The sequence below is a fragment of the Alphaproteobacteria bacterium PA2 genome (genome assembly GCA_002256425.1).
Classification (GTDB): domain Bacteria; phylum Pseudomonadota; class Alphaproteobacteria; order Caulobacterales; family Caulobacteraceae; genus Phenylobacterium.
The window spans coordinates 2,235,937-2,248,146 of record NKIZ01000001.1 but is presented as its reverse complement, the minus strand read 5'-3'; the positions used below and the strand labels follow the sequence as shown (position 1 = coordinate 2,248,146).

Genomic DNA, 12,210 nt, shown 5'->3' with positions numbered 1-12,210 from the left:
CGGGGTTTCCCAAGGCATCGCCGACAGAGTGACCCGTATTTTGCGGTCCCAGGCCGATCCTTTCCCGCCTTCGCCTCAGCTGGCCATGGCGAGCACGCAGACAGATTGTCCCAGACCGGCCGGCGCCGTGATGAAGTCACCTACGCCGCGAAGGTCAACAATCACCATGCCCAGGTCTGCGGACATGTCGGGTTAGGCTGGAAGGGTATACATGTCAGCGAAACGTATATAGAAAATGGCCAACGTCTATACATATGGAAGCGCCATGGGCCTGCCCCAAGCCTACGTCCCACAACTGCTGCCGCTCGGCATAGACCTGGAGACGCGGACCGTCCTGAAGAAACTGACGACAGCCCACCGGGCGCTCGCGGAGCTGAAGGGGGCGGCAGGCCTGGTCCCGAATGAGGCGATCCTCATCAACACGCTGTCGCTTCAGGAGGCTCAGGACAGTTCTGCGATCGAGAACATCATAACGACCCAGGATGACCTCTACCGTAGCGACGCTGTGGCGAACCGCTTCGCCAGCCTCGCAGCGAAAGAGGTCTACAACTACGCCCTGGCGCTGCGGGAGGGCTTCCAGACCGTTCGGACGACAGGCCTGATCACCAACCAGGACATTCTTGTAATCCAGGCGACCCTGGAGGAAAACCTGGCCGGGTTTCGAAAGCTCCCAGGCACTGAATTGAAGAACGACCGCACCGGCGAGGTCGTTTTCACCCCGCCGCAATCCCATGCAGAAATCGTGTCGCTCATGGCCAATCTGGAGCGCTTCATAAACGCCCCGGAGATGACCGACCTCGACCCGCTCGTGCGGATGGCGGTCATCCACCATCAGTTCGAAACCATACATCCGTTCTACGATGGGAATGGCAGAACGGGCCGGATCCTCAATATTCTCTATCTCGTCAAGGAGGGGTTGCTCGGAACGCCGGTCCTTTACCTCTCCCGCTACATCAACCAGAACAAGGCAGACTATTACCGCCTTCTGCAGAAGGTCCGCGCCGACAACGCCTGGGAGGAGTGGGTGCTCTATTTGCTGGATGGCGTAGAGCAGATGGCCGGTCAAACGACCCGTCTTGTGCACCGCATCCGCGACTTGATGTTGGAGCACAAAGCCCGGATCCGCAGCGAGCTTCCCCGCATCTACAGCCAGGATCTGCTGAACAATATCTTCAGCCACCCCTACAGCAAGATCGCATTCGTCGAGCGGGACCTGGGCGTCAGCCGCATCACGGCGACCCGATATCTCGACGAGCTCGCCCGCATCGGGATCATGCGGAAGGTCAGGCTTGGGCGCGACAGCTACTACATGAATACGGCTTTGCTGGGCCTGCTACGAAACATCCAGTCCGTCTGACTAGAGCTCGGTGCTCAATAGGAAAGGTTCGAAAAAGTCGCGCTATGGACCTTTGCGGGATGGACCCAAGTCATAATTACAGCCTTTGCACGCGGGTCCGATTAGCCGCCCATGGTCTTCTCATGGAGGGCCAGCTTTTCAAAAGTCTGATAGCCGAACTCGACGGCGCTGAAGCCGATGCCTGCGTCGCGTTGCGCCCCGGGTTGGATGGAACTGGCGCAGGGTGATGACGGTCTTGCCATCGTCCTGCTGGTCGATGGTCAGGGTGGTGCGGAACCAGGCCGGATCTTCATCGACGTCACTGACCTACTTCTTAAATGGTCTAAGACGCAGGAGCTCGGCCTTGGGTTCATCTGTGGTGACGTAAATGAAGCCGTCCGGGCCTTGAGCGACCGACTTCATCCGCACGCAGCGATCCATCAGCAGCTTCTCTTCAGCCACCACCCTCCCGGCTTTCATCTCAAGACGAACCAGTTGCTCGCCCGAAAGGCCGGTAATGAATGCGTTGCCCCTCCAGCCTGGCAATGCTCGGCCCGTGTAGAACATCAGGCTACCGGGGGCGATCGAGGGGTTCCAATAGTAAGCGGGTTGCTCCATGCCTTCCTGAGCGGTCTTGCCGCCATTAATCAAGGCGCCGCCGTTCTCGCGGCCATAGCTGATCACCGGGAACCCGTAATTGCCACCGGCCTTGATCCGGTTCAGCTCATCACCGCCACGCGGGGTGTTCTCCGCCACCCACAGGGCGCCGGTCCTCGGATCAATCGCTGCGCCATGCACGTCGCGGAAACCCAGGGCATAGATCGCTGGATTGGCCGTAGTGTCTTTCACGAAAGGATTGTCCTTCGGAATTGAACCGTCGCGATTGATCCGCAAGACCTTGCCCAGCTGGCTCTGCAGCGACTGTGGGTTGGGTCCACCGGAATCGATCACGGCCGAAGCGATCAACAGCGTTCTGTCGCGGGCTTGCACAATGCGGCGCGGCAAGATGTCAGGACCTTCACGCAGGATCTTCAGATCCTCCAGCGCCATGCCATCAAGTGAGAGCTTCGCACTGGCGATGCGGCCCACAGCCGCCGGATCAGTGTCACTCAGCCGGGTCACGTAGCCCAGATAGAGCGTGCGGTTGTGGGCAAAGTCACGGTCCAGGCTCACATCATACATACCTGACAGCCGGGCGTTCTGGATTGCCGGAGAGCCCGCAAGGGGCTGGGAGACGACGCCGGTCTGGTCAATGATGCGCAATCCGCCCGCCCGGATCGAGATCAATGCCCGACCGTCTGGCAACACCGCCAGGCCCCAGGTTCGATCAACTTTTGCCACCACGTCCACTTCAAAGGCTTGTTTTGAATTGGCGAGCGGTGCTCGGGTCTGACCCGCGAATGTGGGCGGCGGCGCATAGCCATCGGCGGCATTGCGGTTCTTGCCGCAGAGCGCCGTGATCCGGGCGTTCTCAGCGGGCGATCCTGCGACGCCGGCATAATCTGGTCCTGGAAGGTAGTTGGGCGTAGTGGCCTGCGACCAGGCCGAAGTGAGGGGGGTGAAGGCCAGGCTGATCGCCAATCCGGTCGTCATGAGATGTTTTCTGGCGATGGCCATAGCTGTGTCCCCACTATCCCGCGTCGAGCCTTCGGCCCTCACACATATCAGCTTGGTGCAGCCAAGAACCAGTCGTCGGCAACCGCCTGGCGCGTTGGCTGATCTAATCGCGCAGGAATCGGGGTCTGACTGTAACCGTCCGGCGCCATCCCGCTTTTTCTGATTTTGGTAGGCCCCAGACTCCCAGCTTGCGTCCTGACTATGGATGTGGCCCGTGCATAGGCGACCAACGCCACCTTGAGCCCTCCATTTGTCCGGTAATTCGTCCGACAATTAACCTGTCCGCAAAGTCGCCTTCAAAGGCATTTGCGGACTGAGCGGCGGTTGGCCGTCAGACGGTCGGTTGGCGGATACGGGTTCAGGTGAGTTGGCGCCGGTTGTCCGTACAGTTTGGCAGCTTGGCCAAGGTTGGTTCAGGTCGATGGTCGGGTTGTAATGTTCACTTAGCGGCATCCATACTTTACATATTGCGGCTATCGTAATAGGAATATCGCGACCAGATATTTGGTGCCCGTTATGACGACATATCAAGTCTTCGAGCGTTGGCAGGCTGGAACAATACGCGAAGGCTTGAGCCAGAGCCGCGTCCTGCTTCTGGAAGGACCCCGGCAGTGTGGCAAAACAACTCTTGCTAAGCTGATCGGCGAGGATCCCGGCGCCCGAGCAATCTATCGGACTTTGGATGACCAGACCTTGCTGAATGCGGCGCTGGAAGATCCCCATGGCTTTGTCGCCCACGGCGACCAGCTGATGATAATCGATGAAGTCCAACGCGCCCCGCAATTGCTGGCGGCCGTAAAGAAGGACGTCGATGAAAACCAAAAGCCGGGGCGGTTTCTGTTGACCGGCTCAGCCAACATCATGACCCTCCCAAAGGTAAAAGAGTCCCTGGCCGGGCGGGTGCGCAAGGTGCGCCTGCGCCCACTGGCTCAAGGAGAAATTGAGCGAAACAAGCCTCACTTTCTGGAGATCGCCAGGGCAGGGGGGTGGAGAGACATTTCGGCTTCCGGCGACCAGCTAAGCAAGGATGCCTATATCGAGATGGCGTTGGCAGGGGGCTACCCAGAGGCCGTGCGACTTCACCAAGGTCGAGCCCGTCGCCAATGGCACAATGACTATCTTGAGGCGCTGATCGATCGCGATCTGCGCGACGTCGCCAACATCCGTCGAAAGGACAACCTTTTCAAATTGGTTGAGGTTCTCGCCGCCTGGTCGTCCAGATTCATGGACGCCACGGCGATTTCGGCAGCCCTGGGGACTTCCCGCCCAACGCTTGAGACCTACATCAACGCGTTGGAGACCCTCTATCTCGTTGACCGATTGACGCCCTGGTCCAAGACCGACTACGCCCGGGTTGGCAAACAGGACAAACTCTTCATCACCGATACCGGCTTGATGGGCTCGACGCTGAACTGGTCATTCGAAAAGGTCCGGTTGGACGGCAGCCTAAACGGCAAGTTGATTGAGACTTTGGTATACGCTCAACTCACGGCATTGCTGGAATCCCAGGCCGAAGACTTTCGACTTTATCACTACCGAGACCGCGAGCAGCGGGAGCTGGATTTCCTCATCGAGGGCGAGGACGGCCAGCTGATCGGTATTGAGGTTAAGGCTGGATCCAATGTCGAGCAGCGCGATTTCCGGCACCTTAAATGGTTCCGGGACAACCTGGCGGGTGGTCGGGAATTTCAGGGCCTTGTTCTTTACACCGGAGAGCAACGGGCGGCTTTTGGGCCGCAAATGTGGGCGGTTCCGATCAGTATGCTATTCCGCGGCTGATCTATCTTCCCAGCAATCAATCCAAGGGTCGGTTGTCAGGCCCGTGAACTTGCCCGGCCAGCCAGGAGCCATTGATCTACGAGTTGTCTGAAGACCCCGCCCAAGGGCGGTCCGCTCGGGCAGATTGGCAGCGATATCAATTGGCCAGGTCTGCGGTTCGATCGTGTTCGGTTGAGCGCGGCAGGTAAGCTGGGCCTTTTCCAGTGTGTGCCCCGGTGGTGTCGAGGTCTCGATCCGGCTGGCCTCTTGATCTGGCGCCATTGGCCGTGGGGCGAAGCCTGTAAAATTGCCGGGGCTTGTTTGCGTCCAGGGTTCAGGCCGCGGGCGGCTTGAAGCCCGGTTGTGGGTGGGATGGCGCCTGGTGGCTGTCTGCCGGGTTGGGCGTTCATTGGTGGGGCAGGGCAGGGCTCCTGTTGGCGGACTGCGTCCATCTCGCCTCTCCTGGCCTGATCTGGCCGGGGGTAAAGGGCTATGCCCCGACCGTCCTCCGCAACGGCGGTCTGCAACTTCTTTCCCCTGTCGCCTGAGCGACATTCCTCGCGGACCAAACAAGTCTTGTCTCGCCGTCCTTCGCTGGCGCTGGGGGCCTGCGGCTGCGGGGCCGGATCGCACCCCGCCCTGTTGATCGCCATCGAGGCCGCGATGGGCGCAGCCCGGTAGACAACAGGAGACGACCCCATGGCCACCATCGGCACATTCCACAAGCAAGCAGACGGCAGCTATACCGGCGCCATCAAGACCCTCACCCTCAACGTCAAACAGGCCCTGCTCCGGCCCGCCGGGACGGAGAATGACAAGGCCCCGGACTTCCGGATTTTCGCCGGCCAGACCGAGTTTGGCGCAGCCTGGAAGAAGACCAGCCGCGAGAACCGGGACTACCTCTCGGTCAAGCTGGACGATCCCAGCTTCCCGGCCCCGATCTACGCCTCCATCGTCGAAGCTGACGACGGCTACGCCCTGATCTGGTCCCGCTGATCCCGCCCGGCGCTCCGCCTTCGGGCGGGGCGCCTTCACCAGGAAAATCAAATTGAAGGAGGCCGCCATGTCACGCGCGCCTGAGACCTCACGCCCTGATCTCTACAGCCGGGTTACGGCCCAGATCGTCGTAGACCTGCAGAAGGGCGTCCGCCCCTGGACCAGACCCTGGTCCACTGAGCACCTCGCCGGGCGGATCAGCCGCCCGCTCCGGCACAACTTCCAGCCCTATAGCGGCGTCAATGTTCTCCTGCTCTGGAGCCAGGCTGTCGCTAAGGGATATTCTGCGCCGATCTGGATGACCTTCCGTCAGGCCCTGGATCTTGGCGGTCATGTCCGCAAGGGCGAGCAGGCCGCCACGGTGGTCTACGCCAACCGCATGACCCGCACGGAGTCCTCCGATCAGGGCGAGGCCCTGGAGCGCGAGGTCGCCTTCCTGAAGGCCTACAGCGTCTTCAATGTCGAACAGGTCGAGGGTCTGCCCGAGGCCTTCCATCCCGCGCCAGTGGAGCCTCTGGATCCCGTAGCGCGGAACGCTGCGGCTGACGCCTTCTTCGCCGCCACGGGCGCGAAGATCCGGCATGGGGGTGACAAGGCCTACTACGCCATGGGGCCAGACCATGTGCAGATGCCGGTCTTTGAGAGCTTTGTGGATCCCCAGGCCTATTACGCAACGCTTGCCCATGAATGCACCCACTGGACCCGCCATCCGACCCGCCTTGACCGGGACTTCGGCCGCCAGCGCTGGGGGGATGAAGGCTATGCCCGCGAAGAGCTTGTGGCTGAACTGGGCGCGGCCTTCCTCTGCGCAGACCTTGGCCTTGAGCTCACCCCCAGGGAGGATCACGCCGCTTATATCGACAGCTGGCTGAAGGTCCTCGGCGGCGACAGGCGGTTCATCTTCGCCGCCGCCTCCCACGCCCAGCGGGCGGCGGACTTCCTGCACGGTCGGCAGGCCCAGGCCCTGGCGGCCTGACGGCCGGGCCCCGCCCTTGGGGCGGGGCCTTGGTGCGCTTCTGGTTGGCTGCGATCGAGGATTCCCCAACGGGCCAGGTGGCCCTATATTGGGCCCGCGGTGGTCTTTCTGTCTGACGCCGCCCTACGTACTTCTGTGATCGAACTACACCCTAGAGGATCACCCGATGACCCGCCCCGGGCTTCGTGACCGCGCGCCGCAGGACCCCGGTCTGACCGACTATGACCGTGATCATGGCGTGCTCTACCTGCGCCTTCTGGACGCCGAGGCAGATGGCGCGGACTGGCGTGAAGTTGTCCGCATCCTTTTTGAAGTTGACCCGTTCAAGGACCGAGGGCGCGCAGAGTTGATGTACGCCACTCACCTTTCCCGCGCCCGGTGGTTGCGGGACGGCGGCTATATCGCGGGGCTGACGTCTGCAGACGACTAACTTTCAGATTGTATTGGGGGCTTCACAGATCAATCTTTAAGTGCACATACTGATCTCCTTAGCAGGCCGCCTGGGAAGGAGGAGGGCCATGAGCGCACCAGACTGGCGTCAGGCAAAGCACTATGCTGACTTACCGGACATGTCCCTGGCCGAGCTGGCCTGGGAGTTCCTGCGGCGTAATCCGCAATACTGTCAGGACTTCGAAACCTGGCGGGAACACCGACTGGACGATCCCGAAACCTGGGCGAAATGGGGCCTGCTGGGTCCCGCAGATCCCGAGCTGAGCGCTGCGCGGCAGCCGGTCTTCTGGCGGCCTGAGGCCTATCCGAGGACCATCGTGCTGGTGGAGGCGCCGGACGCTTCGGCGCAGACCTTGGTCTACAATCCGCAGGCCTGGCGCGGCGCCTATCATGAGCGTCGGGCTGCAGATGGCGTCCACGGCCTGCTCGTCACACCACTGCGGCAATACCACCTCTGGAGTCCGGTTCCGATCTCCCGCGGGGCGCCCTTTGTGTGTCTCGTGCCCATGGGCGCTGACGCCGCCAACGGCGTAGCGGCCATCCTGCAGTTCTGGCGACACCTGAACAATGCGCGACCAGAGCGGGCTCGCAGGTCTGACCCCAAGCGCCAGCGCGCCTGTCGCAGCCTGCAGGCCCTGGATGGTCACGCCGCCGGGGAAAGCTATCGCGCCCTGGCCGTGCATTTTTTCGGGGCCGCCCGCGTCGCCACGGAAAGCTGGCGGACATCTTCCCTGCGCGACGCCACCATCCGCATGGTCCGGAAGGGGCTGGGCCTGGCCAATGGCGACTACCGCCGCCTGCTCCGCCAGATCGTAGAATAGCGGATGGCAGTTTTGCGCACTTCGATCTTCGCCATCCCCCACTGAGTCGCACTCCGACAGGGTGCTTCCTGCCACGCCACCCCACGAAGTGGCGTCCAGGAGAACCCTTGGAGGACGACCATGAGCACCACCGCAGCGACCCTTCCGCAACGCTTCCTGCGCACCCCTGAGGCAGCGCGTTTTCTCGGAATATCCGGGCGAACCCTGGAAAAGCATCGCACCTATGGCACTGGGCCGACCTACAGGAAGATCGGCGGGCGCGTGATCTATTCGGTGAGCGACCTGCAGACCTGGGCCGACCGCGGCGCAAAATCCTCGACCTCCGATCCCGGGGTCGGCACGGTCCATCCGGCCCGCCGCCTGGATCTGGGCGCCGCCTGGGCCCGTCCTTGAGCAGGCCATGTCATGTCAGAGCCCCTGCATGCCAAGGGCGCCAGGCCGGACTCGCGTCCTCCGCCGGGCCCGCCCCTGACCTGGGTGGACCTGGTCTGGTTTGAGCGCCGAATCGAGCACTGGATCCGTTTCGGAAAGGTGGCCTGTGAGGTCATGATTGACCGACGCCGCCGCCGGGTCGCCTTTGCAGACGGACCCTTCGCCTTCGTCCGCTGGGCGGCCAACCGGCGTGGCGGCGTCCTCTCGCGGATCGACATTGTCGCGACCGTTCCACCGGGCGCAGCCTGTTCGTCGGTTCCCGGGGTGAGCCCCGGCGGCGACATATTGCTGCGGCAGTCGGGCTGGGATCGGGTCAGGGCCGTGCTCTGCGAGATCGACGCCGTCGAGGCCCTGGGCCTTGATCCCGTCGAGGTCTCACCAGATCACTGGCGCGCCGTGAACAACCGCCTGACCGCCCGCAAGGCGCCTGAACCCTATACCCGGCTCGCCCACCGGGCCTGGGTTCTGCGGCGGGAGATGAGGCCATGACCCGTACGCTTGCCGTGGTCGGGCTTTGCCTCGCCGAGCTTGTGATCGGTATCCTGGCGCTTACAATCCGGGCGCCCCGTGCGCCAGTCCTGATCTGGAACGCCACGGCCAGTGCGCCTGAAGGCCTCTATCGCCTGCAGGCGGCTCGCCCCTGGAAGGCAGGCGACCTGGTCGCCGTTCGTCCGCCCACGGGTCTGGCGACCTGGCTCGACGCCCGCGGCTATGTGCCGTCAGGCGTCCTGCTGATCAAGCAGGCGGCCGCCCTTGCGCCAGCCAGGGTCTGCCGCATCGGCGACCGCATCACCATAAATTCGGCGCCTGTGGCGAAGGTCAGGGCGCAGGATCGTCTTAGCCGGACCCTGCCGGTCTGGGCAGGATGCCGCATCCTGACCAGGGATGAGGTCTTCCTGCTCAACGACGCTGAAGCCTCCCTCGACAGCCGGTATTTCGGGCCGGTGAACCGCAGTGCGGTGGTGGGGAAGTTGACGCCCCTCTGGCTGGTTCCGGAGGATCGCCATGGGCGGTGATCCCGGACTTCTGGCTGCACCTTTGTTCGATCAAGGAACTGACGGCCGCACCTTCGTCCCGACCGCCCATGGCTCAGCCGGCGCGCGGAGCCGCGGTCAAGGGCGGCCTATTGGCCGGCGCGGAGGCGCCTTGCCCTTGACCGGGGCAAGCCCGCTGGCAGGCTGGATTGGTCTTGGGACCCTGCTGGTCAGCCTCGCCATGCCGGGCCCGTCGGGCCCATTGCAGGCGCAGCCGGCGAGGGCGCCGGACCTGGCTGACCATGTTCATGAGGCGTCCCTGCGCTTTAAGGTGCCCGAGCGCTGGATCACCGCTGTCATGCGTGTCGAGAGCGGCTTTGATGCACGGGCAACCTCACCAGTGGGGGCCATGGGCCTGATGCAGGTCATGCCCCGGACCTATCAAGGCCTGCGGCTGCGCTACGGACTGGGGGCTGATCCCTACCAGCCCCGGGACAATATCCTGGCGGGCGCCGCCTATCTTCGGGAGATGTATGACCGCTATGGGTCGGCCGGCTTCCTGGCGGCCTATAACGCCGGGCCCGGTCGCTATGAGGCCTTCCTGATTGCCGGCCGGCCGCTTCCCCTGGAGACCCGGGCCTATGTGGCGAAGATAACTCCGCGGCTCGGGGGCGGCCTGTCAGAACCTCGCCCGGCGATCCTTCTGGCGACCGCGCCACCGGGCCTTTTTGTGCAGATTGGCCAACGGTCGGATGGCGATCTGACGGTCGAAAATTCCCCTCCGAACGGTCGATTGATCGCCGGACGATCCTCGCTTTTTGCGCCCCTGTCAGGCGCGGAGACGGGTCCATGAGCCGCCTTGTCTCTGATCGCAGGATTTCGCAGTCCGTCGCAGGTTCGGCGGGGAAAGGGTGGGTTTGCCGAAAATGGATGGAGCGATGGCAGGATAAAAGCCGCGAGGTGCGGGGCGGGTTTGGGGGTGATAAGTTTAGCAAATACAATCTGTTGGCGCGAGGTGCGAGGACGACCGACAGGCTGCAGTTTTACCCATCCTCCTGTATTGATTGGGAGAATGACACCTCGCGCCGGGTTTTCCGGCCATGAGCGAGGACGAGTTTTTCCTCCGGCCAGGCCGTATCGGCGCCCGTGGGGGCGCCCGGGGCGGCGCAGGGCCCCGTACCTTTATTGGCGTGGCCCTGGTCGCCGCCCGACGGGCCGGCGGACAGCAGAGGCGGGGGCCGGTTTCCACGAGCACATTTGGCCGGGGACGGGCGGCCTCGCTTAGGGCCCGGCAAGGGCTAGGGCCCCGGGGGCGCGGCGCGGTGATCAAGGCCCGGGTGGTCCGACGCGGCGGGCGGGGCGGCGGCCTTTCTGTCCACATCGATTATCTGCAGCGGGAAGGGGTGACTGAGACCGGCGAGCGGGGCCGACTGTTTGACGCGCAGGGGGAGGCGGCCGACGGCAAGGCCTTTGCGGAAAGGTGCGCTGATGACCGCCACCATTTCCGGTTCATTGTCTCCCCGGACGATGCCGACCAGCTGGCCGATCTCAAGGCCTATACCCGTGACCTCATGGGCCAGGCCGAGCGCGACCTTGGCGGGCGTCTGGACTGGGTGGCGGTCGACCACTGGAATACCGGCCATCCCCACATCCATGTCCTGGTCCGGGGGCGGGGGGAGGACGGCGCCGACCTGGTCATCTCCCGGGACTATATCCGCGAGGGTCTCCGGGCCCGGGCCAGCCAGCTTGTGACCCTGGAGCTTGGGCCGCGCACCGAGGCTGACCTGCGGCGCGCCTGGGATCAGCAGGTGGGCGCTGACCACTGGACCAGCCTGGACAGAAGCCTGACGGCCCAGATTTCTGAAGCCGACGGCCTGGTCGACTTAAGACCGCCAGTCCTGGGACGGCCCGACGCCCTGAGGGTGGCCCAGATCGCCCGGGTCCGGCGTCTGGAGACCCTGGGCCTGGCGGAAGAGGTGAGGGCCGGGCGCTGGCGGCTGGATCCTGAGGCGCAGGCGACCCTGAAGGCCATCGGCCAAAGCCGCGACATCATTGCGCGGATCAACAGGGCTTTGGGTCCGACTGTGCAGACCCGCGACCCTTCCAGTTTTGTGGTCGAGGCTTCGCCAGGGCAGGGGCTGGTGGGCCGGCTTGCCGGGCGGGGCCTGCACGATGAGCTGACCGGGGCGGGCTATGTGGTGGTCGATGGCCTGGATGGCCGGGTCCACCATGTCCGGGGGGCTGATCTTGATCAGGCGGCGGAGCTGAACCCGGGCGCCATTGTCGAACTGCAGGCGGTCGATGGGGGCAGGGGCCTGCGGTCGGTCCGGCTCGTGGTCCGCTCCGACCTTGACCTGGCCGCTCAGGTCCAGGCGCAGGGGGCGACCTGGCTTGACCGGCAGCTGGTGGGGCCCCGGCCGGCGGGCCTGGGCCTCGGTGGGTTCGCCGATGACGTTCGCCAGGCCCTGTCTGACCGCATTGATCATCTGGAGAGCCAGGGGCTCGCCCGTCGCCGGAACGGTCAGGTGATCTTCGCCCGCGATCTCCTGGCGACCCTTAAGGACCGCGAGCTCGCCTCGACCATAAGCAGGCTCGAGCAGGCGAGCGGTCTCACCCACCAGCCCCTGACCGGCGATGACCCGGTCGCCGGGGTCTATCGCCAGAGGCTCAACCTCGCCTCTGGGCGGTTCGCCATGATCGAGACCGGCCTTGGGTTCAGCCTCGTACCATGGCGCCCGGACATGGACCGCCATCTGGGCCGGGAGATCACCGGGGTTCCGACGCCCGGGGGCGGCATGACCTGGTCCCCTGGTCACCGGCGTGGCCTCACCCGATGACCCATACTTTCAG

At 63.9% G+C, this 12,210-nt stretch carries 12 protein-coding genes; 11 read left to right on the top strand and 1 reads right to left on the bottom strand.

The genetic code is table 11. The annotated features are described in order from the left end of the window. The first annotated feature begins 265 nt into the window (after positions 1-265). The gene (locus CFE28_10845; GenBank protein ID OYU71672.1) at positions 266-1,357 is read left to right on the top strand and encodes an addiction module protein; all 1,092 of its coding nucleotides are present in this window, start codon (positions 266-268) and stop codon (positions 1,355-1,357) included. A 306-nt stretch (positions 1,358-1,663) separates the two neighbouring features. Here the strand turns inward: CFE28_10845 and CFE28_10840 are convergent, their stop codons facing one another. After that, the gene (locus tag CFE28_10840) at positions 1,664-2,953 is read right to left on the bottom strand and encodes a glucose dehydrogenase (protein OYU70441.1); all 1,290 of its coding nucleotides are present in this window, start codon (positions 2,951-2,953) and stop codon (positions 1,664-1,666) included. Between the two features lie 516 nt (positions 2,954-3,469). Between CFE28_10840 and CFE28_10835 the strand changes: the two genes are divergently transcribed. From CFE28_10835 to CFE28_10790, 10 genes are all read left to right on the top strand, one after another. Beyond that, the gene (locus CFE28_10835) at positions 3,470-4,732 is read left to right on the top strand and encodes an AAA family ATPase (protein ID OYU70440.1); all 1,263 of its coding nucleotides are present in this window, start codon (positions 3,470-3,472) and stop codon (positions 4,730-4,732) included. A 678-nt stretch (positions 4,733-5,410) separates the two neighbouring features. Continuing rightward, positions 5,411-5,707: a hypothetical protein gene (locus tag CFE28_10830; GenBank protein OYU70439.1), complete on the top strand. Its 297-nt coding sequence runs from the start codon at positions 5,411-5,413 to the stop codon at positions 5,705-5,707. Positions 5,708-5,774: 67 nt separating this feature from the next. Beyond that, entirely contained in the window at positions 5,775-6,683 is a 909-nt protein-coding gene (locus CFE28_10825; GenBank protein ID OYU71671.1) for an antirestriction protein, read from the top strand. Positions 6,684-6,849: 166 nt separating this feature from the next. Further along, entirely contained in the window at positions 6,850-7,113 is a 264-nt protein-coding gene (locus tag CFE28_10820; GenBank protein ID OYU70438.1) for a hypothetical protein, read from the top strand. Positions 7,114-7,201: 88 nt separating this feature from the next. Continuing rightward, a complete protein-coding gene (locus tag CFE28_10815) occupies positions 7,202-7,954 on the top strand; it encodes a hypothetical protein (protein ID OYU70437.1) in 753 nt (250 codons plus the stop codon). 120 nt (positions 7,955-8,074) lie between these two features. Next, the gene (locus CFE28_10810) at positions 8,075-8,347 is read left to right on the top strand and encodes a DNA-binding protein (protein ID OYU70436.1); all 273 of its coding nucleotides are present in this window, start codon (positions 8,075-8,077) and stop codon (positions 8,345-8,347) included. Between the two features lie 12 nt (positions 8,348-8,359). Next, positions 8,360-8,875 (top strand): glycosidase, encoded by a 516-nt coding sequence (locus CFE28_10805; protein OYU70435.1) that lies wholly within the window; start codon positions 8,360-8,362, stop codon positions 8,873-8,875. Continuing rightward, positions 8,872-9,402 (top strand): hypothetical protein, encoded by a 531-nt coding sequence (locus CFE28_10800; protein ID OYU70434.1) that lies wholly within the window; start codon positions 8,872-8,874, stop codon positions 9,400-9,402. Before CFE28_10805 ends, CFE28_10800 begins: the two co-directional genes overlap by 4 nt. Next, positions 9,392-10,213: a lytic transglycosylase gene (locus CFE28_10795; protein ID OYU70433.1), complete on the top strand. Its 822-nt coding sequence runs from the start codon at positions 9,392-9,394 to the stop codon at positions 10,211-10,213. The genes CFE28_10800 and CFE28_10795 overlap by 11 nt, the downstream gene beginning before the upstream one ends. Before the next feature lie 247 nt (positions 10,214-10,460). Further along, the gene (locus tag CFE28_10790; GenBank protein ID OYU70432.1) at positions 10,461-12,197 is read left to right on the top strand and encodes a type VI secretion protein; all 1,737 of its coding nucleotides are present in this window, start codon (positions 10,461-10,463) and stop codon (positions 12,195-12,197) included. The last annotated feature ends 13 nt before the right edge of the window (positions 12,198-12,210 follow it).

Bases quoted from the DNA above. Each gene is read 5' to 3' on its own strand.
- CFE28_10835 (OYU70440.1), top strand. From the start codon at position 3,470: ATGACGACATATCAAGTCTTCGAGCGTTGGCAGGCTGGAACAATACGC.
- CFE28_10830 (OYU70439.1), top strand. From the start codon at position 5,411: ATGGCCACCATCGGCACATTCCACAAGCAAGCAGACGGCAGCTATACC.
- CFE28_10825 (OYU71671.1), top strand. From the start codon at position 5,775: ATGTCACGCGCGCCTGAGACCTCACGCCCTGATCTCTACAGCCGGGTT.
- CFE28_10840 (OYU70441.1), bottom strand. From the start codon at position 2,953: ATGGCCATCGCCAGAAAACATCTCATGACGACCGGATTGGCGATCAGC.
- CFE28_10845 (OYU71672.1), top strand. From the start codon at position 266: ATGGGCCTGCCCCAAGCCTACGTCCCACAACTGCTGCCGCTCGGCATA.
- CFE28_10810 (OYU70436.1), top strand. From the start codon at position 8,075: ATGAGCACCACCGCAGCGACCCTTCCGCAACGCTTCCTGCGCACCCCT.
- CFE28_10790 (OYU70432.1), top strand. From the start codon at position 10,461: ATGAGCGAGGACGAGTTTTTCCTCCGGCCAGGCCGTATCGGCGCCCGT.
- CFE28_10805 (OYU70435.1), top strand. From the start codon at position 8,360: ATGTCAGAGCCCCTGCATGCCAAGGGCGCCAGGCCGGACTCGCGTCCT.
- CFE28_10820 (OYU70438.1), top strand. From the start codon at position 6,850: ATGACCCGCCCCGGGCTTCGTGACCGCGCGCCGCAGGACCCCGGTCTG.
- CFE28_10815 (OYU70437.1), top strand. From the start codon at position 7,202: ATGAGCGCACCAGACTGGCGTCAGGCAAAGCACTATGCTGACTTACCG.
- CFE28_10795 (OYU70433.1), top strand. From the start codon at position 9,392: ATGGGCGGTGATCCCGGACTTCTGGCTGCACCTTTGTTCGATCAAGGA.
- CFE28_10800 (OYU70434.1), top strand. From the start codon at position 8,872: ATGACCCGTACGCTTGCCGTGGTCGGGCTTTGCCTCGCCGAGCTTGTG.